The sequence below is a fragment of the Mesorhizobium sp. M7A.F.Ca.MR.362.00.0.0 genome (assembly GCF_004023175.1).
Taxonomy (GTDB): domain Bacteria; phylum Pseudomonadota; class Alphaproteobacteria; order Rhizobiales; family Rhizobiaceae; genus Mesorhizobium.
The window spans coordinates 1-674 of record NZ_RZTF01000729.1 but is presented as its reverse complement, the minus strand read 5'-3'; the positions used below and the strand labels follow the sequence as shown (position 1 = coordinate 674).

Genomic DNA, 674 nt, shown 5'->3' with positions numbered 1-674 from the left:
AGACAGCACCTGGCGCACGAAATGGAACACCTTGGCGGTTTCGGTCAGCGACAGCGCCGTCGTCGGCTCGTCGAGGACGATCAGCTCGGCCTGCTTGTAGATGGCGCGGGCGATCGCCACGCCCTGGCGTTCGCCGCCCGAAAGCTGGCCGACGATCGACTGCGGCGTGAACACTTTCGAGGTGAAGCCGATCTCGCGCATCAGCCGGCTCGCTTCCTCGATCTCCTTGTTGACCCTGAGAAAGCCCATGAAGCCGGTCAGCTCGCGGCCCATGAAGATGTTGCGAACGATGGTCTGCTGCACGGCCAGCGCCCGGTCCTGGAACACCGTCTCGATGCCGGCCTCGCGCGAACGCGCCGCACTCCACCCGGTCACCGGCTTGCCGCGCACGAGGATTTCGCCGCTGGTCGGCTTGACCACGCCGGACAGGATCTTGATCAGCGTCGACTTGCCGGCGCCATTGTCGCCGAGCAGGCCGACGACCTCGCCGCGGTCGACGCTGAGATTGACCCCGCCCAGCGCATAGACCTGGCCATAGGACTTGCTGATGTCGCGCAGTTCGATGAGGCGTTCTGCCATCGGATCCTCGCTTGATTGTCTGTTGCCGGCTTTGTCGCCAGCGGTCCCGCCGGCCGGGGCCTGAGATCCCGGCCGGCGGCTTGGGAGGTCAGCGC

The 674-nt window shown here is 66.3% G+C and carries 1 protein-coding gene; it reads right to left on the bottom strand.

Going from position 1 to position 674, the window contains the following annotated elements:
- The coding region (locus tag EOC06_RS37200; protein WP_245470431.1) for an ATP-binding cassette domain-containing protein at window positions 1-579 on the bottom strand (579 nt) is incomplete at its 3' end.
- Window positions 580-674: the final 95 nt, after the last annotated feature.